Annotated in this window: 18 protein-coding genes, 5 tRNA genes and 1 other annotated feature; of the genes, 22 read left to right on the top strand and 1 reads right to left on the bottom strand. The window is 46.5% G+C overall.

Translation table 11 applies throughout. The features are described 5' to 3' along the window. Positions 1-5 precede the first annotated feature (5 nt). The 9 genes from rlmB (at position 6) to tuf (ending at position 4,365) form a co-directional block, all read left to right on the top strand. Positions 6-749 carry a 23S rRNA (guanosine(2251)-2'-O)-methyltransferase RlmB gene (gene rlmB / locus Ga0451573_RS11935; RefSeq protein WP_231684359.1) on the top strand — a complete coding sequence of 248 codons (744 nt, stop codon included), beginning with the start codon at positions 6-8 and terminating at the stop codon, positions 747-749. After that, the gene (locus tag Ga0451573_RS11930) at positions 749-1,255 is read left to right on the top strand and encodes an NYN domain-containing protein (protein WP_231684358.1); all 507 of its coding nucleotides are present in this window, start codon (positions 749-751) and stop codon (positions 1,253-1,255) included. The genes rlmB and Ga0451573_RS11930 overlap by 1 nt, the downstream gene beginning before the upstream one ends. A gap of 287 nt (positions 1,256-1,542) precedes the next feature. Further along, entirely contained in the window at positions 1,543-2,187 is a 645-nt protein-coding gene (gene sigH / locus Ga0451573_RS11925; protein WP_231684357.1) for an RNA polymerase sporulation sigma factor SigH, read from the top strand. A gap of 90 nt (positions 2,188-2,277) precedes the next feature. Further along, positions 2,278-2,353, top strand: a tRNA-Thr gene (locus Ga0451573_RS11920). Between the two features lie 8 nt (positions 2,354-2,361). Beyond that, positions 2,362-2,446 (top strand) — tRNA-Tyr (locus tag Ga0451573_RS11915). A gap of 74 nt (positions 2,447-2,520) precedes the next feature. Beyond that, positions 2,521-2,596, top strand: a tRNA-Met gene (locus Ga0451573_RS11910). 80 nt (positions 2,597-2,676) lie between these two features. Beyond that, a tRNA-Thr gene (locus Ga0451573_RS11905) sits at positions 2,677-2,752 on the top strand. A gap of 5 nt (positions 2,753-2,757) precedes the next feature. Then, positions 2,758-2,834, top strand: a tRNA-Met gene (locus tag Ga0451573_RS11900). 328 nt (positions 2,835-3,162) lie between these two features. Continuing rightward, complete coding sequence (gene tuf / locus Ga0451573_RS11895) at positions 3,163-4,365, top strand: elongation factor Tu (protein ID WP_231684356.1); 1,203 nt, start codon at positions 3,163-3,165, stop codon at positions 4,363-4,365. A 148-nt stretch (positions 4,366-4,513) separates the two neighbouring features. Here tuf and Ga0451573_RS11890 read toward each other — a convergent pair whose 3' ends face one another. Then, complete coding sequence (locus Ga0451573_RS11890; RefSeq protein WP_231684355.1) at positions 4,514-4,669, bottom strand: hypothetical protein; 156 nt, start codon at positions 4,667-4,669, stop codon at positions 4,514-4,516. Positions 4,670-5,195: 526 nt separating this feature from the next. Between Ga0451573_RS11890 and rpmG the strand changes: the two genes are divergently transcribed. The 13 genes from rpmG (at position 5,196) to fusA (ending at position 19,904) form a co-directional block, all read left to right on the top strand. After that, positions 5,196-5,345, top strand: a complete 150-nt coding sequence (gene rpmG, locus Ga0451573_RS11885; RefSeq protein WP_231684354.1) for a 50S ribosomal protein L33 — start codon at positions 5,196-5,198, stop codon at positions 5,343-5,345. A gap of 76 nt (positions 5,346-5,421) precedes the next feature. Then, positions 5,422-5,790 (top strand): preprotein translocase subunit SecE, encoded by a 369-nt coding sequence (gene secE, locus Ga0451573_RS11880; RefSeq protein WP_231684353.1) that lies wholly within the window; start codon positions 5,422-5,424, stop codon positions 5,788-5,790. A 122-nt stretch (positions 5,791-5,912) separates the two neighbouring features. Further along, the gene (nusG, locus tag Ga0451573_RS11875) at positions 5,913-6,455 is read left to right on the top strand and encodes a transcription termination/antitermination protein NusG (RefSeq protein WP_231684352.1); all 543 of its coding nucleotides are present in this window, start codon (positions 5,913-5,915) and stop codon (positions 6,453-6,455) included. 71 nt (positions 6,456-6,526) lie between these two features. After that, positions 6,527-6,952 (top strand): 50S ribosomal protein L11, encoded by a 426-nt coding sequence (gene rplK, locus Ga0451573_RS11870; protein WP_231684351.1) that lies wholly within the window; start codon positions 6,527-6,529, stop codon positions 6,950-6,952. 139 nt (positions 6,953-7,091) lie between these two features. Continuing rightward, on the top strand, positions 7,092-7,787 hold the full coding sequence (gene rplA / locus Ga0451573_RS11865; protein WP_231684350.1) for a 50S ribosomal protein L1: 696 nt from the start codon (positions 7,092-7,094) through the stop codon (positions 7,785-7,787). Between the two features lie 76 nt (positions 7,788-7,863). Then, positions 7,864-8,002 (top strand) — a sequence feature (ribosomal protein L10 leader region). A 54-nt stretch (positions 8,003-8,056) separates the two neighbouring features. Continuing rightward, on the top strand, positions 8,057-8,587 hold the full coding sequence (gene rplJ / locus Ga0451573_RS11860; protein WP_231684349.1) for a 50S ribosomal protein L10: 531 nt from the start codon (positions 8,057-8,059) through the stop codon (positions 8,585-8,587). A 92-nt stretch (positions 8,588-8,679) separates the two neighbouring features. After that, positions 8,680-9,057, top strand: coding sequence for a 50S ribosomal protein L7/L12 (rplL, locus tag Ga0451573_RS11855; RefSeq protein WP_231684348.1), 378 nt, complete (start codon positions 8,680-8,682; stop codon positions 9,055-9,057). Between the two features lie 514 nt (positions 9,058-9,571). Beyond that, complete coding sequence (rpoB, locus tag Ga0451573_RS11850) at positions 9,572-12,919, top strand: DNA-directed RNA polymerase subunit beta (protein WP_231684347.1); 3,348 nt, start codon at positions 9,572-9,574, stop codon at positions 12,917-12,919. 67 nt (positions 12,920-12,986) lie between these two features. Further along, positions 12,987-16,457 carry a DNA-directed RNA polymerase subunit beta' gene (gene rpoC, locus Ga0451573_RS11845; protein ID WP_269438247.1) on the top strand — a complete coding sequence of 1,157 codons (3,471 nt, stop codon included), beginning with the start codon at positions 12,987-12,989 and terminating at the stop codon, positions 16,455-16,457. 48 nt (positions 16,458-16,505) lie between these two features. Further along, positions 16,506-16,754, top strand: coding sequence for a ribosomal L7Ae/L30e/S12e/Gadd45 family protein (locus Ga0451573_RS11840; RefSeq protein WP_231684346.1), 249 nt, complete (start codon positions 16,506-16,508; stop codon positions 16,752-16,754). A 109-nt stretch (positions 16,755-16,863) separates the two neighbouring features. Continuing rightward, the gene (rpsL, locus tag Ga0451573_RS11835; RefSeq protein ID WP_231684345.1) at positions 16,864-17,238 is read left to right on the top strand and encodes a 30S ribosomal protein S12; all 375 of its coding nucleotides are present in this window, start codon (positions 16,864-16,866) and stop codon (positions 17,236-17,238) included. A gap of 61 nt (positions 17,239-17,299) precedes the next feature. Then, positions 17,300-17,773, top strand: a complete 474-nt coding sequence (rpsG, locus tag Ga0451573_RS11830; RefSeq protein ID WP_231684344.1) for a 30S ribosomal protein S7 — start codon at positions 17,300-17,302, stop codon at positions 17,771-17,773. 55 nt (positions 17,774-17,828) lie between these two features. Continuing rightward, positions 17,829-19,904, top strand: coding sequence for an elongation factor G (gene fusA, locus Ga0451573_RS11825; protein ID WP_231684343.1), 2,076 nt, complete (start codon positions 17,829-17,831; stop codon positions 19,902-19,904). The last annotated feature ends 30 nt before the right edge of the window (positions 19,905-19,934 follow it).

Below are 19,934 nucleotides of genomic sequence, written 5' to 3'. Positions count from 1 at the left end.
TTAGCATGTCTGATTACATACTGGGCCGTAATCCGGTTATGGAAGCCCTGAAAAGCGGCCGGCAGGTGCACCGGGTACTTGTGGCCAAAGGATCCGGCAAGGGTTCTGTTGTTGAAATAATATCAAGAGCCCGGGATGCGCGGATTCCTATCCAGGAAGTGGAGCGGAATGCGTTGGATAAAATGACCGGGGGCCAAAACCACCAAGGGGTGGTTGCCCTTGTACCTGCTATGGAATATGTAGAAGTTGCGGATATTCTGGATACTGCCCGTAAAAAAGGAGAACCCCCTTTTGTTTTGGTGCTGGACGAAATTGAGGACCCGCACAATCTTGGAGCAATACTGCGAACTGCAGATGCTGCCGGGGTTCATGGTGTTATTATTCCAAAACGAAGGGCAGTGGGTCTCACCGGGACCGTGTCCAAGGCATCTGCAGGAGCCGTGGAATATGTTCCGGTGGCCAGGGTAGTGAACCTGGCGCGAACCCTGGAAACGCTGAAAAAAGAGGGTCTGTGGATTGTCGGCGCCGATGTTGACGGTGAAGTGATATGGCAGAGTAAAGGGCTGTCAGGGCCGCTGGCATGTGTTATTGGGGGTGAAGGCAGAGGCATCTCCCGTCTTATAAAGGAAAAGTGTGACTATATTGTCAGTATTCCTATGAGGGGGCAAATCAACTCCCTCAATGCCTCAGTTGCGGCTGCAGTACTCTGTTATGAGATACTGAGGCAAAAGGAAAAGGTAAATACGTAATGACTGAATATCTTTTGGTGGATGGCTATAATATACTTCATTCGTGGTCTGTACTAAAGGAAATGACTATGAAGGATCTGGACCATGCCAGGGCGCGTCTATTGCATATAATGAGTGATTACCAGGCGGTAAGCGGGGTGAAGGTGGTTGTTGTGTTTGATGCCCACCTGGTGAAAAAGGGGACCGGCTCAAGAGCGGTTGTCAATGGGGTGGAAGTGATATACACTGCTGAGGGTGAGACGGCGGATATGGTTATTGAGAAGTTTGCGGGGCAGGTTGGGGAAGGTGACCGGATGACTGTAGCCACTTCGGACTGGGCTCAACAAAGGATAGTTTTTGGCAAAGGGGCGGTTCGTCTATCTGCCAGAGAACTGGAAGAAGAGGTCAAAGCACACCGCAAACAAAATCAGCCATACTTGGAAATGCCTGATGCCAGGAGGGACCTTGGCGGTCGACTGGACGACAAAGCAAGAGAGTTTCTTGAAAGAATACGTCGACAAAAATAGAATATTGCGAATTTGGCTTGAAACCGGGATTTTCCTCCTGTTTTTTGAGTTCGCTGCTTGACGGGAGGGAACCCTTTATGTATAATAGGTTATGTAAATTAGCAAATGGTTGTCTCCATAATCTCTTTGACAGTGTTCTGGCTGCTATGGTTGGGGACATTTTGTTTTGTAGGGAAGTTGTTTTAATTAATATTGTTACAATTTAATATCTGTTTCAGGATTGCCCCCTGTTAAGGGACAAGCGTTTCGGGTACTGGTATATAAAGTAGAGCGGAGGCGATTTTTTAATGAGTCTTAGTGCACAAAGGGAAGTCTTTGACACCTATGATGTGATGTTAGACGAGGATATCGTGGAGTTCGCCAAAGATGGTGATGATAGTGCTCTAGAGTACCTTATTAATAAATATAAGAACTTTGTGCGTGCTAAAGCTCGTTCTTACTTTTTAATCGGGGCAGACAGAGAGGATATTATTCAGGAAGGGATGATTGGTCTCTACAAAGCCATTCGCGACTTTAAGTCGGACAAGCTGTCATCATTCAGGGCTTTTGCTGAGCTTTGCATAACCCGGCAGATTATAACCGCCATTAAAACTGCAACCCGCCAAAAGCATATTCCGCTTAATTCGTATGTATCACTTAATAAACCGATATATGATGAAGATTCCGACCGTACCCTGCTTGATGTGATTTCAGGTTCTAAGATTACCGACCCTGAAGAACTGATTATCAGCAGAGAAGAGTTTGACGACATTGAGGAAAAGATGGGTGAGATTCTTAGTTCGCTGGAATGGAAGGTTCTTATGTCTTACCTTGAAGGCAAGTCATACCAGGAGATTGCAGTCGACTTAAAGAGGCATGTCAAGTCAATTGACAATGCCCTGCAAAGAGTAAAAAGGAAACTTGAAAGATATCTGGAAAAAAGGGAAAACTAACAAGGAACAAACACATAGAACCTAGGTTTTATGGGATAAAAAAACAGTTGACCTGCACTTTGAAACTTGGTATAATGGTTTTTGTCAGTCGCCGACGTAGCTCAATTGGCAGAGCAGCTGACTTGTAATCAGCAGGTTGCGGGTTCGAGTCCCATCGTCGGCTCCATTTAATCTGGAGGGATTCCCGAGTGGTCAAAGGGAGCAGACTGTAAATCTGCCGGCTCAGCCTTCGAAGGTTCAAATCCTTCTCCCTCCACCATTCAATTCATTATGACCGGCGAATATTTTTTATGAAGCATGTGTAAGCTAGGTGTAGATTACACTTGCCAACGTCGCGGGGTAGAGCAGCTGGTAGCTCGTCGGGCTCATAACCCGAAGGTCGAAGGTTCAAATCCTTCCCCCGCAACCAAATGTAAGTAATCTTGTTTTGTTGGCGGTATCCTTATCCGCTAACTTTTTAATGAACAAGGTCTTAATAAAAAATTAGCTGCTGCTATAGCTCAGTAGGTAGAGCGTATCCTTGGTAAGGATAAGGTCACCGGTTCAATCCCGGTTAGCAGCTCCATTCTTGGCGGCGTAGCTCAGCTGGCTAGAGCATGCGGTTCATACCCGCAGTGTCAGGGGTTCAAATCCCTTCGCCGCCACCATTATTAGAAGGCAAGGCAGGTTATTACATACCTGTCTTTTTAATTTGTTCCTGGGAGGACAACTTTTAATTAATTAATAATTTGCGGAAGGAATTTTTAGGTGCATGTAGAAATACAGAAATTTAATAGAAGCGTCAACTAAGCTGGAATACATATAAGCAATAATACATAAAAACAATAATACATAAAAACAATAATACATAAAAACTGCCAAAAATGGCAAAGCTTCTATAAGGTGTGCTTGGTGGGATACACCGCTAAATATAAAGGGAATTTAAATTAAATAAAAATAAAAAACACTTTAAAGGATTTAAGGAGGCAAGCTAAAATGGCAAAGGCAAAATACGAACGTACTAAACCCCACGTTAACGTAGGAACCATCGGTCACGTTGACCATGGCAAGACAACCCTTACAGCAGCAATTACAACTTGTATGTCAACAAAGGGCTGGAGTTCAATCAAGAAGTATGACGAGATTGACAATGCCCCTGAAGAGAGGGAAAGGGGTATTACCATCAATACCGCCCACGTGGAGTATGAGACAGAGAACCGTCACTATGCTCACGTAGACTGCCCCGGACACGCTGACTATGTAAAGAACATGATTACCGGCGCGGCTCAGATGGATGGCGCTATCCTGGTAGTATCTGCAGCAGACGGCCCGATGCCCCAGACCAGGGAGCATATCCTGCTGGCTCGCCAGGTAGGTGTTCCCTACATCATAGTATACCTTAACAAGTCAGACCAGGTAGATGATGAAGAACTCATGGAACTGGTAGAAATGGAAGTCCGGGAACTCCTGACTGAATACGAATTCCCCGGTGATGATATTCCCATTGTTGCAGGATCAGCTCTAAAAGCGCTGGAGTGCGGCTGCGGCACCCCTGAATGTGAATGGTGCGGCTCAATCTGGAAGCTGATGGCAGAAGTAGATGCATATATTCCGACACCTGAGCGTGACATAGACAAACCGTTCCTGATGCCTGTAGAGGATGTATTCTCTATCACCGGACGTGGTACTGTTGCCACCGGACGTGTGGAGCGTGGCCTGGTCAAGGTTGGTGATGAGATAGAGATAGTCGGGATGACTGAAGAACGCAAGAAGTCAGTAGTAACCGGAGTAGAGATGTTCCGCAAGCTGCTGGATCAGGCTCAGGCCGGAGACAACGTTGGCTGCCTGCTGCGTGGTGTGGACCGTAAGGAAATCGAGCGCGGCCAGGTACTGGCAAAGCCGGGTTCCATTAACCCACATACCAAGTTCCAGGCAGAGGTTTATGTTCTGACCAAGGAAGAAGGCGGTCGCCATACCCCGTTTTTCCAGGGCTATCGTCCGCAGTTTTACTTCAGGACCACAGACGTTACCGGAGTTGTTACTCTGCCTGAGGGTGTTGAGATGGTAATGCCTGGTGACAACATCAAAATCGACATTGCACTGATTACCCCGATCGCTGTTGAAGAAGGTCTGCGTTTTGCTATCCGTGAGGGTGGCCGGACTGTGGGTGCCGGGGTGGTAAGCGCAATTTCGGCGTAAAAAGGAGAAAGATTACCGTAATCTGAAAATCAAAATCTTAACATTTAGGTAGTTCATAAATTTTAGTTTTAATTAAAGGAGTGGCAGACATGTTCCTCACAACGGCTACGATTCAGCTTGGTCCCCAATTCGTTACCGTCGTCTCACACTAAAAACAAGCGTGAGACTCCGACGAATCGGGGAGGCCCCTGACCGGCTTCCGCTTGCGCGGATTTACCCCAAGGGTATCGCCATCTCTAAGCGCTAAAGCGCTAAGAGCTGCCATGGCCGACAAGCGGACATCAGACTCGTTGTTCCAGAACATATCTGCCACTTCTTAGCTTCAAGCTAAAATAATGGGAACTTCACTAACCAACGTAAATGATAGTTTTTTAATATAGGTTTCTCGGGAATAAATCTCCTTTATATTCAAAGCTAATTGCGCCTTGGGCTTTTTGTGTTGGCCTCAATCGTTGGCTTCGGAAATGACCGTGGCATATGGTGAGTTTTTGTACAAGATTTTCCTTGCACTGACGCCGTTATGAGCCTTGTTGCCGTGGGATGGCAGCTTAGACTCATAGGCGGCAGTGCGGAAAATCGGTGCAACAACTCACCATATTTCATTCCAGGTCATTTCGAAAGCCAATGAATATTTTTGGCCCATATTGTTATAAAAGTTGAAAAAACAGGTAAACTATGAATATGTGTTGCATTAAACTATTGACAGTCAAAATTAATTATGATAAATTGTTGAGGTAACCGGTTTTGCGGGTTTATTTTTATTGCCCAAAAAAATAGTTTAAAAAAACCTGGCAGCTTATCCGGTGTATTGCTGTGGGAGGTGTTTTGAAATGAGAGTTGGAGTTACACTCGCCTGTACGGAATGTAAAAACAGGAATTACCAGACTAATAAGAATAAAAAGAACAATTCTGAGAGAATCGAAATGAAGAAATACTGTAAATTCTGCCATAGTCATACGCTTCATAAAGAAACCAAGTAAGGTCTGGAAATTAACAGTAAAGATTTCTTCGTTTGCACCACATGGTAAAAATGGTATTAAGGATGTGTGGGAGAACATGGTCGAAACCAACCAGGAACCGCTTCAAGGCCAAGAAAACACTAAAAAGAAAAAGTTGTCATCACAAAAGAGTGCTGTTAAGTCAAATGAAGGGGATAAGCCCCTTGTAAAGAAAATGCCGATCAAAAAAGACGGTAAACCGGCAAAAGCAGCAGGGCCTTCCGGGGCCGGCAGGGGACAAACTGTTGCCAATATGAAGAAATTTCTAAAAGGTGCCTGGAATGAATTAAAAAAGGTTCATTGGCCAAACAGGCGCGAAATTATTGCATTTACCAGTGTGGTATTGGTTGCAGTTACTATGATAGCTGTCCTTATATTTGCTATTGATGGCATCCTGAGCAGACTGCTCGCACTTGTGATCCGCTAAGTGCCTCTGGGCACCGGATATTTTTTATTTAGCAGCAGTTATTGATGCCAGGCTGTTGACTTTTTAATACCCGAAATAGACTTGAGGGGGTGGGGGGCCTTTGGCTGAAGGTCCCTTGTGTTATGGATAGTAATTTAGAAAACAACAAACAATGGTACGTCATACATACCTATTCAGGATATGAAAATAAGGTCAAGGCTAACCTGGAAAAAAGGGTTGACTCCATGAACATGGGTGATAAAATCTTCCGGATTTTGGTGCCTATGGAAGATGAAGTGGAGATCAAGGACGGAAAAAAGAAGATTACCAAGCGTAAGGTTTTTCCGGGTTATGTTCTGGTTGAAATGATTATGACTGATGATTCATGGTATGTGGTGCGCAATACTTCCGGAGTTACCGGGTTTGTCGGGTCCGGGACAAAGCCAATACCGCTTCACGAGTCAGAGGTAAAGCTGATCCTGAAGCAAATGGGAGTGGAAGAGCCCAGGACCAGAAGCCTGTATCAGGTTGGCCAAAATATTCGGGTAATTTCAGGACCTTTTGAGAATTTCGTAGGTATAATTGAAGAAAACCATCCCGAAAAAGGCAAGTTAAAAGTACTGGTTTCTATGTTTGGCCGGGAAACTCCTGTTGAACTGGAGTACACTCAGGTCGAAGATGTATAAACGCCTGTAAGTGGGAGGGCATTTTACCATTTGCCCGTCTTACCACATTGTATATAAGGAGGTGTAGAACCATGGCAAAAAAGGTAGTGGGAATGATTAAGTTACAGGTTTCCGCAGGCAAAGCTACTCCGGCTCCCCCGGTTGGTCCGGCACTAGGTCAGCATGGTGTTAATATTATGGCCTTTTGCAAGGAATATAATGAGAGGACTGCCAACCAGGCCGGGCTGATAATTCCTGTTGAAATAACAGTCTTTGAAGACAGGTCGTTTACGTTTATTACTAAGACTCCGCCTGCTTCCGTACTGTTAAAAAAAGCAGCCGGAATTGAGACCGCTTCAGGGGAACCGAACAAGAAAAAAGTTGCCAAGTTATCCCGTGAAAAGGTACGTGAAATTGCTGAGTTTAAGATGAAGGACCTGAATGCTGCCAGTGTTGAGGCTGCCATGAGAATGGTTGAAGGAACTGCTCGCAGCATGGGCATCGAAATCGAAGGGTAATTTGGGTCAATAACTATGTAAATCGGAGATTAAGATTGTAACGCAACTCTGACAGTTATGAGCAAACCGGATTCACCGGCTGTTAGCCATAAAAGTGGGAGGATGATTCCGTTATAACCACAAAGGAGGTATATCTGCAATGCCTAAACACGGCAAAAAGTATCAGGATGCATTAAAGAATATTGACCGTGATACATTATTGGAGCCTGCAGAGGCGATTTCTCTTGTCAAGACAGCTGCCCCTGCAAAGTTTGATGAAACTGTTGAAGTAGCTGTCAGGCTTGGGGTGGACCCCAGGCATGCTGACCAGCAGGTAAGGGGGGCGATAGTTCTGCCCCATGGTACTGGGAAAACAGCAAAGGTAATTGTTTTTGCCAAGGGTGAAAAACAAAAAGAAGCTGAGACCGCCGGCGCCGATGAAGTCGGTGCGGAAGACCTGGTAGAAAAAATTCAGGGTGGCTGGCTTGATTTTGATGTTGCTATTGCTACTCCTGATATGATGGGAGCAGTAGGAAAGCTGGGCAGGGTACTTGGTCCCAGGGGACTTATGCCTAACCCAAAAACCGGAACTGTTACCTTTGATGTTGACAAGGCTGTAAAAGAGGTTAAGGCCGGCAAAATTGAGTACAGGACCGACAAGGCAGGTATTATACATGCCCCTATCGGGAAGGTATCCTTTGACGCTGAAAAGCTTGTAGACAACTTTGTGACATTGGTGGAAACCCTGATCCGTGTCAAACCTTCAGCTGCCAAAGGGACTTATCTGAAGAGCATCACCGTGTCTTCAACAATGGGACCTGGCATCAGAATTAACCCTCTTAAGGCTGTAAAGTAAGTATTGACCAGTTGATATTTTCAGTATATAATATGTGCTGTGGTATTTCAGTATGTAATATGTCCTGTTAATAAAATATATAACCTGAATTGGGCTGTAGACAGTTGGCGCCATAAAGGCTTAATGTTTGCCAACCGAGGCTGGGGTTCTGAATTAAACTTATTGTTTAAATTTCGGACCGCGGTATGTCTACCGCGGTCTTTGATTTTTTCACAAAAAGTTCTCCGGGGAACCGGCTCAACAGGGTTATTGTCAAGGAGGTGGAATGGTTGTTAAATCTTGAAGCAAAAAAGCAGGTAGTTGAAGAAATCAAGGAAAGGCTTCAGAGGACCAAGGGAGCAGTTATTACAGACTATAGGGGACTCAATGTTGCCGAAGTAACCGAACTTAGGACCAAGCTTAGAGAAGCGGGTATAGAATACAAAGTACTTAAAAATACCCTTATTCAGATTGCTGCCAATGACATTGGCCTGGAAGGTCTGGATCCCGTTTTGGAAGGTCCTACGGCTATAGCCTTTAGCTTTGAAGACCCAGTATCACCGGCTAAGGTTATTTCCGATTTCAGTAAACAGCATAAGGCTTTGGAAATTAAGGCAGGCATCCTTGAGAATAAGGTGCTTAATGCTGATAGTGTCAAGGCATTGGCTGACCTTCCGTCCAGGGAAGTACTCCTGGCAAAACTGCTTGGCTCTATGCAATCGCCAATGTACGGATTCGCAGGCGCTTTGCAGGGCTTGCTGCGAAATCTTGTATATGTGCTGGATGCTGTCAGGGAGCAGAAGGCATCTGCTGAGGCGTAGCTTTGTTTGAGAAACCTGCTGCTCTAATTATTAAGCCGCCGCTGGTCGGCTGGTAACACTAAAATTTAACTGATTTTAAGGAGGAATTATAAATGTCTAAAGTTAATGAGATTTTGGAAGCTGTTAAGGGTTTAACCGTATTGGAACTTGCTGAATTGGTAAAGTCTTTTGAGGATGAGTTTGGAGTTACCGCTGCTGCTCCGGTTGCTGTAGCAGCAGCTCCCGCTGCCGCTGCTGCCGGCGCTGCTGCTGAAGAGCAGAGCGAATTTGATGTAATCCTGACCGGTGCAGGGGAAAAGAAAATTAATGTTATCAAAGTTGTCCGTGAAATCACCGGGCTTGGCCTTAAAGAGGCAAAGGCTCTTGTTGATGAGGCTCCAAAGCCTGTTAAGGAGAAGATTGGCAAGGAAGAAGCCGAAGCCCTCAAGGCAAAACTTGAAGAAGCCGGCGCGAGCATTCAACTTAAGTAGCCTGTAAGCTGTTAAATGGTGAAGGTGCCCGGTTATCCTGGGTGAGGTGTACATCAAGTTCACCATAACCCTGGGTCAACCGGGCTTTCGAATCTGTAAAGGAAATAGGCCGATGGTTGTTATTGACATTAATGCTTAATTGTGCTATCATTAAATAATGCAATTGTATTATAATGCCAGAAATATCAGTCTTTCTAAGGGTTTTATGTATACTAATACCATTTGCAGGGAATAGTAAATAGATGCCGGATGTAGTTCTGAAATGCAAAGAATGTAAAGAATGTAAAGAATGTAAAGAATGTAAATATACAAAGGTATAAAGCGAGGTTTATACTAAGCCTTGCTTTTAAATGTTTACCTATAAAAAGGCTCTGCTTCGCAAGTGCCTTCAAATTCGTCTTTTGGCGAAGCTTAACCTTTTTATGCAGATAGGACAAAATTTATTCTTTTCTATCTGCTGATAATTTTTAAGAGTCAGGTAACAGCTAAGTCTTGTTAAGGGGTGAAGGTCTTAATGGTTTATCCGATCAAGGTGGGGAAGCGGGAGAGATTGAGCTTCGCTAAGATTCAGGAAGTATTGGAAATGCCCAACCTAATTGAGATTCAGCAGAATTCATACGAATGGTTTCTCAATGAAGGACTGCGAGAAATGTTTTATGATATTTCCCCCATTCAGGATTTTACAGGCAATTTGATCCTAGAGTTTGTAGATTATACCCTCGGGGAACCCAAGTATAGTGTTGACGACTGCAAAGAGCGGGATGTTACATATGCTGCGCCTTTACGGGTGAAAGTTCGCCTGATAAACAAGGAAACCGGGGAAGTCAAGGAACAGGAAGTATTTATGGGGGACTTCCCGCTGATGACAGAAAAGGGCACATTTATTATCAATGGCGCTGAACGGGTTATTGTTAGCCAGTTAGTGCGTTCTCCGGGTGTTTATTATGCAGAGCAGATAGATACCTCCGGAAAAAGGCTCTATAATGCCACGATAATTCCCAACAGGGGTGCCTGGCTGGAATTTGAGACAGATGCTAATGATAATATTTTTGTTCGTATTGACAGGACCCGAAAACTTCCGGCAACAGTCCTTATTAGAGCATTGGGGCATGGAACAAATGCAAAGGTACTTGATCTTTTTGAAGATGATGAAAGAATCAGGGCTACCTTGGAGAGGGATAACACCGATTCCGAAGAAGAGGCTCTGGTTGAGATATATAAAAGGCTGAGACCCGGTGAACCGCCTACGGTGGAAAGTGCCAGATCACTACTGGAAACTCTGTTTTTTGATCCCAAGAGATATGACTTAGCCAGTGTGGGACGCTATAAACTAAACAAGAAACTGAAAGTCCAGATTGCTCCTGAAATACGTAACTTAACCAAAGACGATATTATTGCCGCAGTCAGATATCTGCTCAACCTCATTGACGGGGAAGGGCGGGGTGATGATATTGACCATCTGGGGAACCGCAGGCTTAGGTCTGTGGGCGAACTTTTGCAGAACCAGTTTCGTATCGGATTGTCCAGGATGGAAAGAGTCGTTCGTGAGCGGATGACCATCCAGGATGTTGATGTAATCACACCTCAGGTCCTAATTAATATCAGGCCTGTTGTTGCAGCCATAAAGGAATTCTTTGGCAGCAGTCAGCTGTCACAGTTTATGGATCAGACCAACCCTCTTGCTGAGCTGACTCATAAGCGCCGTCTCAGCGCTCTCGGCCCAGGAGGCCTGAGCAGGGAGAGAGCGGGTTTTGAGGTGCGGGATGTGCACCACTCGCACTACGGGCGGATGTGTCCTATAGAGACTCCTGAGGGTCCCAACATCGGTCTGATCGGGTCTCTGAGTACTTTCGCGCGGATTAATGAATACGGTTTTATCGAAACTCCATACCGGAAAGTGGATAAAGAAAAGGGCCAGGTTACCGATGACATAGAGTATCTGACAGCAGATGAGGAGGATAACTACGTTGTTGCCCAGGCCAATGCCCCGCTTGATGATGAAAAGAGATTTATTAACAATAAGGTAAATGCAAGGCACGGGCATGACATCATGGTTGTCACCAAAGAAAAAATTGACTATATGGATGTATCACCCAAGCAGGTCGTCAGTATCGCTACAGCTCTTATCCCATTTCTGGAGAATGATGATGCCAACCGGGCCCTGATGGGTTCCAACATGCAGAGGCAGGCTGTTCCGCTGCTGCGTACCGAAGCTCCTTTGGTGGGTACAGGTATGGAGCATAAGGCAGCGAAGGATTCCGGTGTTGTAGTGGTGGCCAAGAATCCGGGGACTATACATAAAGTTACTGCTGATGAGATAGTAATAAAAACTGATTCGGGTCAGACCGATAAATATAAATTGATGAAATTTACCAGGTCAAACCAGGGAACATGTATGAACCAGAAGCCGATTGTGGATTCGCGGGTGAGGGTAGAGGCGGGAGACGTCATCGCTGACGGGCCTTCCACCGAGATGGGCGAACTTGCCCTGGGCCGCAATGTGCTGGTGGCATTCATGCCATGGGAAGGCTACAACTACGAAGACGCCATTCTGGTTAGTGAAAAAATGGTCAAGGAAGACTATTTTACTTCCATTCACATTGAAGAATATGAATGTGATGCCAGGGATACCAAACTTGGGCCTGAGGAAATCACCAGGGATATCCCGAATGTTGGGGAAGATGTGTTAAAAGACCTTGACGAGCGTGGAATTATCCGGGTTGGGGCCGAAGTCAGGCCGGGAGATATTCTGGTGGGCAAAGTTACCCCTAAGGGTGAAACTGAACTGACGGCAGAGGAAAGGCTTTTGAGGGCAATATTCGGTGAAAAAGCAAGGGAGGTAAGGGACACCTCCCTCAGGGTTCCACATGGTGAAGCAGGTAAAATAGTTGATGTCAAAGTATTTTCCAGGGAGAACGGCGATGAACTGGCTCCTGGGGTCAACCAGTTGGTAAGGGTTTACATAGCGCAGAAAAGGAAGATATCTGAAGGGGACAAGATGGCAGGACGCCACGGTAACAAGGGCGTTATTGCCCGGATTATGCCTGAAGAGGATATGCCCTTTATGCCTGACGGGACACCCATAGAGATTGTACTTAACCCCTTGGGGGTTCCTTCCCGGATGAACCTGGGGCAGGTGCTGGAAACGCATTTGGGCTGGGCTGCCAAGGCCATGGGAGTTCACATGGCTACCCCGGTGTTTGACGGGGCCTCCGAAGATGATGTCCTGGATACACTGAAAGAAGCAGGGCTGCCGCCTGCCGGAAAATCACCTTTGTTTGACGGACGTACCGGTCAGGCTTTTGATAACCAGATAACAGTTGGCTATGTATATATGCTGAAACTGGCTCACCTGGTTGACGACAAGATACACGCAAGATCGACAGGGCCATATTCACTGGTTACCCAACAGCCGCTGGGCGGTAAAGCACAGTTTGGCGGTCAGCGGTTCGGCGAGATGGAAGTGTGGGCTTTGGAAGCATATGGCGCTGCCTATACTCTCCAGGAGATACTCACCGTGAAATCTGACGATGTTGTAGGACGTGTAAAAACATATGAAGCGATAGTAAAGGGTGAAAATGTTCCCGAACCGGGAGTCCCTGAATCGTTCAAGGTTCTTATCAAAGAACTGCAGAGCCTGGGGCTTGATGTCAAAGTCCTCTCAGAGCAGGATGTGGAAATAGAAATCAAAGAAGCCGAAGATGATGTAAGTGAAGCTGCCAAGGAGTTGGGGATTGACATTCAGGGTGAGCAGGAAGGTGATGAAAACTTCGAAGCGCCGGGCGATGAAACAGATGAAGAGTCCGAGGATTTTGATGAGGAATTTCTTGAGGAAAACTTCGAATTTGAGGATGAGGACTAAGAATAAGCTGCAAAGTTCTACGGCCGCACTGGCTTTTAAATAAAAACGGTGAAGGGAGAGTGGCCCTTTGTTGGACGTAAATAATTTTGACCGTATGCGCATCGGTTTGGCTTCTCCGGAACAGATCAGGGCATGGAGCAGTGGAGAGGTAAAAAAGCCTGAAACCATCAACTACCGGACATTAAAGCCGGAACGCGACGGTTTGTTCTGTGAAAGAATATTTGGACCTACCCGGGATTGGGAGTGTCACTGCGGGAAATACAAGAGGGTAAGGTATAAAGGTATTGTCTGCGATCGCTGTGGGGTTGAGGTAACCAGATCCAAAGTAAGACGGGAAAGACTGGGACATATTGAGCTGGCAGCCCCGGTATCCCATATTTGGTATTTTAAAGGAATACCCAGCCGGATGGGACTGCTGTTGGACATGTCACCGCGATCCCTGGAAAAAGTTCTCTATTTTGTTTCATATATTGTTATTGAGCAGGGGGAGACTCCCCTGATGAAAAAGCAGTTGCTAACTGAAACAGAATACCGTGAGTACAAGGAGAAATACGGTAACCTGTTTAAGGCTGGTATGGGAGCAGAGGCAATCAAGGTTCTCCTTGAAGAAATTGAAATGAATAAGTTGGCCAAAGAGCTCCGCCAGGAACTCAAGGAGGTCAGTGGGCAGCGTAAAATCAGGGCCATCCGCAGGCTTGAGGTAGTCGAAGCATTCAGGAAATCGGGCAATCGTCCGGAATGGATGGTAATGGATGTTATCCCGGTTATCCCGCCGGAACTGCGGCCTATGGTTCAGTTGGACGGAGGCCGTTTTGCCACCTCTGACCTGAACGACCTGTACAGACGGGTAATTAACCGCAATAACAGGTTAAAGAGACTATTAGACCTTGGGGCGCCTGACATTATTGTCAGGAATGAGAAAAGAATGCTTCAGGAAGCCGTTGATGCTTTGATTGATAACGGCAGGCGCGGTCGTCCTGTTACCGGACCGGGCAATCGGCCCCTGAAATCGCTTAGCGATATGCTTAAGGGTAAACAGGGCCGGTTCCGTCAAAACCTTCTGGGTAAGCGGGTTGACTATTCAGGGCGGTCTGTTATCGTTGTTGGACCGGAATTGCAGCTTCATCAGTGTGGTTTGCCTAAAGAAATGGCCTTGGAGCTGTTCAAGCCTTTCGTAATGAAAAAACTGGTAAATGACGGCTTTGCCCACAATATAAAGAGCGCCAAGAGAATGGTTGAGCGTGTGCGCCCCGAGGTGTGGGATGTTCTTGAAGAAGTTATTAAAGAGCACCCGGTCCTCCTAAACCGTGCCCCGACCCTTCACAGGCTGGGGATTCAAGCTTTTGAACCGGTACTGGTTGAGGGCAGGGCCATTCAGATTCATCCCATGGTATGTACAGCATATAATGCCGACTTTGACGGAGACCAGATGGCTGTTCACGTGCCCCTTTCGGCTGAGGCTCAGGCTGAAGCCCGGCTGCTGATGCTGTCAGCACATAATATCCTGAACCCTAAGGATGGGCGGCCGGTGGCGACTCCGACACAGGACATGGTGCTGGGCTGTTACTACCTGACCCTTGAAAGACCGGGAGCCCATGGTGAAGGGCGGATATTTAAGGATGTTGAAGAGGCAGTAATGGCTTATCTTACCGGCAATGTATCACTACATGCTAAGGTGAAGGTGCGGCGTCAAGACGGTATCCTTCTGGAAACAACGACAGGAAGGGCCATTTTCAATGAGGTTATTCCCGAGGGAATTGGTTATATAAATGAGGTGGCCACTAAAAAGGTGCTGGGTAATATAGTGGCCATAGCCTACAGGGATCTTGGTTATGCCCAGACGGCAGCCCTGCTTGACGGCTTAAAGAGCTTGGGTTATACATACGCAACCCGGGCCGGGGTTACTATCGGGATTGAAGATATTACCATCCCTGAGGAAAAAAAGGCTCTTTTGGCTGAAGCTGAAAAGGGCGTGGAAACAGTTGAATTGCAGTATAGAAGAGGCCTGATAACCGATGATGAGCGTTATAACAAAGTAATCGGAATCTGGAACGAGGCTACCGAAAGCGTCACCAAGGCGCTCCTCAGCACACTGGATAAATTTAATCCGGTTTATATGATGGCAACATCAGGCGCCCGGGGTAATATCCAGCAAATCAGGCAGCTCGCCGGGATGAGGGGACTTATGGCAGACCCGTCCGGAAGAATTATCGACCTGCCCATCAAGGCCAATTTCCGTGAAGGACTTACAGTTCTGGAGTACTTCATCTCAACACACGGGGCCAGAAAGGGTCTCGCTGATACCGCTCTAAGGACTGCGGACTCCGGATACCTTACCAGGCGTTTGGTGGATGTCGCTCAGGATGTTATAGTCCGTGAAGATGACTGTGGGACCACAAATGGTATTGCAGTTGAAGAAATCAAAGATGGCAATGAATCTATAGAAAAGCTAGAAGACCGTATCACAGGCAGGGTTTCCGCTGAGGAAATCCTAGATCCACAAACAAACGAGGTTATCGTTCCGGCAGATCAGGAAATTTCGGAAAGTATGGCCAATAGGATTATCGCTTCCGGCATTACCAGTGTCAGAATCCGTTCCGTACTGACTTGTAAGACAAGGTACGGAGTCTGTAAGAAGTGTTATGGGCGCAACCTGGCTACAGGCAGGCAGGTTGATATCGGTGAGGCTGTCGGGATTATTGCCGCCCAGTCCATCGGTGAACCGGGCACACAGTTGACTATGAGGACATTCCACACCGGCGGTGTTGCTGGGGATGATATCACCCAGGGTCTGCCGCGGGTTGAGGAGCTTTTTGAGGCCAGGAAACCCAAGGGCCAGGCGGTGATTGCAGAGATAGACGGTCAGGTAAAGATTCAAGAAGTCAAAGGACGCAAGGAAATTGAGATTGTTAATGACAGCGGTGAGAGAAACTCTTACCAGATACCCTATGGAGCAAGGCTTAAAGTAAAAGAAGGCCAAATTGTAGCAGCTGGGGATGAATTAACCGAAGGCTCGGTAAACCCGCACGACATGCTTAAGATCAAAGGGCTAAAAGGAGTTCAGATGTATCTGGTGCATGAAGTGCAGCGTGTCTACCGTCTGCAGGGTGTCGATATTAATGATAAGCATATTGAAGTAATGGTCCGCCAGATGCTGCGCAAGGTTAAGATCGAGGATCCCGGTGACACAGAACTTCTGCCTGGAGGACTGATTGATATTTTTGACTTTGAGGAAGAAAACGTTGCCGCCATAGGCGCCGGCGGACAGCCCTCTACAGCAAGACCGGTACTCCTGGGGATTACCAAGGCTTCATTGGCAACAGATTCATTTTTGTCGGCCGCATCGTTCCAGGAGACGACCCGCGTTCTTACTGAGGCAGCCATTAAAGGGAAGATGGACCCTCTGCTTGGCTTGAAGGAAAATGTTATTATCGGGAAGCTGGTGCCGGCCGGTACAGGGATGTCCAGATACCGAAATATAAAAATATTTCCTGAGGGGCAGGAAGTAGATCCAAAAAATCTTGACAGCAACCACTAAAGATGGTATTATCTTTAAGTGTCTGGAATTCTGAGGGGAGGGGTTATAGTGCCCGCTAGCAGTTTGGCAACAGCAAGGAAGAAGACTGTTGGCACTAAACAAACTCTTAAGGCCTTGGAAAAAGGGCTGGCAAAGACAGTTTTTGTGGCCCTGGATGCAGAACAGCACGTTATCAGACCCTTGATTCAGATGTGTCATGATAAAAATATTCCGGTTGTTCAAATTGATTTTATGAAGGACCTGGGTAAAGCCTGTGGCATAGAAGTTGGCTGTGCTGCTGCGGCTGTTATCGAATAAAATAGCGCCGGCTTTGGGGTAACCAGAAATAATTGTCTGATTTCTGCCCCTTGCTTCGGTAAGGGGCTTTTAATATTTTCTTGTACCATACAGGAAGGAGGTGCACTGGATGCCTACCATAAGTCAGTTAGTCCGCAAGAGAAGACAAGTTACAGAAAAGAAATCTACAGCACCGGCTCTTAAAGAGTCTCCACAAAAAAGGGGTGTATGTACCCGGGTTTATACAACTACACCCAAAAAGCCTAATTCCGCACTGCGTAAAGTAGCTAGGGTAAGATTAACCAATGGTATTGAGGTTACTTCATACATTCCGGGAATTGGTCATAACCTTCAGGAACACTCCGTTGTTCTGGTCAGGGGAGGAAGAGTAAAAGATATTCCCGGTGTAAGATACCATGTCGTGCGCGGAGCGCTGGATACAGCCGGAGTTCAAAACCGGAACCAGAGCCGTTCTAAATACGGAGCTAAGAAGCCGAAGAAGTAAATCTATTGTTTTCCTATACATTTTTGTTATTACGAAATTCCATTTAAGGGGGGAAAAATTGATGCCCAGAAGAGGTTCTATTCCTAAGAGAGAAGTACTTCCCGACCCGATTTATAACAGTAAGGTTGTCACCAAGCTGATTAACCAGGTTATGCTGGATGGTAAAAAGGGAACCGCTGAACACATTTGCTACAATGCTTTTAAGATAATTGAAGAAAAAACAGGTAAAAATGCCTTAGAGGTTTTTGAAGCTGCCATGAAGAATATCATGCCGGTTCTTGAGGTTAAGGCCCGCAGGGTTGGTGGAGCTAACTACCAGGTCCCTATTGAGGTTCGTTCTGACCGCAAGCAGACCTTAGGCCTGCGCTGGTTGGTTGCGTTCAGCCGCAAGCGTGGCGGAGAAAGAACCATGGAAGAGAAATTAGCCAGTGAAATAATGGATGCTGCCAATAGTACCGGTGGTTCTGTTAAGAAGAGAGAAGATACTCACAAGATGGCTGAAGCCAATAAGGCTTTTGCACATTATAGATGGTAATTGTGATTTTTTCTGCTTTGTTTTTTTCACCTCAAGGTAGAAAGGAGGATAAGAATTGGCTAGAGAATTTACTTTAGAAAAAACTCGCAATATTGGTATAATGGCCCATATTGATGCCGGCAAAACAACAACAACTGAGAGAATACTGTTTTATACCGGAAGGGTTCACAAAATCGGCGAAGTGCATGACGGTGCTGCTACCATGGACTGGATGGTTCAGGAACAGGAACGTGGGATTACTATCACTTCAGCAGCTACCACATGTCAGTGGAAGGGTCATCGTATTAATATTATAGACACACCTGGGCACGTGGACTTTACGGTTGAGGTGGAAAGGTCACTCCGGGTTCTTGACGGGGCTGTTGCTGTTTTCTGTTCGGTTGGCGGTGTTGAACCCCAGTCGGAGACTGTATGGAGGCAAGCCGATAAATACCGGGTTCCCCGGTTAGCTTTTATAAACAAGATGGACCGTATGGGCGCCGATTTCTTTAGGGGGCTCAGCATGATTAGGGAAAGGCTGGGGGCTAACCCCATCGCCCTGCAGATCCCCATAGGCGCAGAGGAAAATTTCCGCGGGATTATTGATCTGGTTACAAATGAGGCTCTCGTTTATACAGATGACCTGGGTACTACCAGTGAAAAGGCTGCCATTCCTGAAGAGCTGCAAGATCTCGCTGCTGAGTATAGGGAAAAGCTTGTGGAGGCAGTTGCCGAATCAGATGAAGACCTGATGATGAAGTACTTAGAAGGTGAAGAAATAACAGAGGACGAGCTTAAAAATGGGATCAGGAAGGCAACTATTGCCGTAAAAATGATTCCTGTGCTCTGTGGCTCTGCTTTTAAAAACAAGGGGGTTCAGCCTCTTTTAGATGCGGTTGTGGACTACATGCCTGCACCTGTTGATGTTCCTGCAATTAAGGGGACTAATCCTGATACGGGTGTCGAGGATAAGAGGGAAGCCAGTGATGAAGTTCCCTTCTCAGCACTTGCATTTAAGATAATGGCAGACCCGTATGTAGGCAAACTGGCATTCTTCAGGGTTTATTCGGGGGTGCTTAAGTCCGGTTCATATGTCTTTAATTCATCAAAAGGCAAAAAAGAGCGGATTGGACGTATTCTTCAGATGCATGCAAACCACAGGGAAGAACGCACCGAAGTGTACACCGGGGATATAGCTGCTGCAGTTGGTTTGAAGGACGTCTCTACAGGAGATACCCTTTGTGATGAAAAGTCCCCAATTATCCTGGAAGAGATGGAGTTCCCGGAGCCGGTTATAGATGTGGCCATTGAGCCTAAAACAAAGGCTGATCAGGAAAAAATGGGCCTGGCCCTGCAAAGGCTTTCAGAGGAAGATCCTACCTTCAGGACACATACTGATACTGATACAGGACAGACAATTATTTCAGGAATGGGAGAACTTCACCTGGAGATTATTGTGGATCGGATGCTCAGGGAGTTTAAAGTTGACGCCAATGTCGGCCGTCCCCAGGTTGCTTTTAAAGAGACCATCAGGAATGTGGTTAAGGCAGAGGGTAAGTTTGTCAGACAGTCAGGCGGGCGCGGTCAGTACGGGCACGTTTGGATAGAGTTGGAACCTCTGGAACCTGGACTGGGATTCGAATTTGTTAATAAGATTGTTGGCGGTGTCGTGCCAAGAGAATATATAGCCCCGGTAGAGGCCGGTATCAAGGAAGCTATGGTAAACGGTATTGTTGCCGGTTATCCGGCATTAGATATCAAGGCAACCCTATATGACGGTTCTTATCACGATGTTGACTCTTCGGAAATGGCATTCAAGATTGCCGGCTCCATGGCTTTTAAAAGCGGAGCTGCAAAAGCAAAGCCGGTTATTCTGGAACCCATTATGAGAGTTGAAGTGGTAGTCCCTGAGGAATATATGGGTGATGTTATGGGTGACATCAACTCGCGCCGCGGCAGGATTGAGGGGATGGAGGCCAGGGGTAATACCCAGGTGATCAGAGGCTTTGTGCCGCTCTCAGAAATGTTTGGTTATGCCACAGACCTTAGGTCCAAGACACAAGGACGCGGGGTATACACCATGCAGATGTCTCATTACGAGGAAGTACCTAAAAACATCGCCGAGGCCATTATTGCCAAGAGGCAGGGATAAAGTCGGCAGCGGGCCGGAGGCCTTCGGTCG

The organism is Phosphitispora fastidiosa (assembly GCF_019008365.1).
Classification (GTDB): domain Bacteria; phylum Bacillota; class Thermincolia; order Thermincolales; family UBA2595; genus Phosphitispora; species Phosphitispora fastidiosa.
The sequence above is the reverse complement of the archived record's forward strand: the minus strand, read 5'-3'. Positions and strand labels throughout refer to the sequence as shown.